The 233-nt window shown below is 70.8% G+C and carries 1 protein-coding gene; it reads right to left on the bottom strand.

Annotation, left to right across the window (positions count from 1 at the left end; all coding sequences use genetic code 11):
* On the bottom strand, positions 1-233 hold a 233-nt coding region (locus SB719_RS22780), incomplete at both ends, for a VOC family protein (protein WP_412160128.1).

Raw genomic sequence — 233 nt, 5'->3', positions numbered from 1 at the left:
GCACTGCGCACCGACTTGCCGTGGAACACTGCTTCGATGTTGTTCCCGTCGGGATCGAGGACGAAGGCCGCGTAGTAGCCCGGGTGGTAGGACCGCTCGCCGGGCGCGCCGTGATCGGTACCGCCGTATGCGAGCGCGGCCGCGTGGAAGGCGTCGACCATCGCCCGGTCGCGCGCCTGGAACGCCAGATGGTGGCGCCCGGTCAACGTGCCCGCTGCAGCCTCGCTGTCGGC

The sequence above is a fragment of the Pantoea sp. SIMBA_079 genome, from assembly GCF_046940275.1.
Taxonomy (GTDB): Bacteria; Pseudomonadota; Gammaproteobacteria; order Enterobacterales; family Enterobacteriaceae; genus Pantoea; species Pantoea borealis.
The sequence above is the reverse complement of the archived record's forward strand: the minus strand, read 5'-3'. Positions and strand labels throughout refer to the sequence as shown.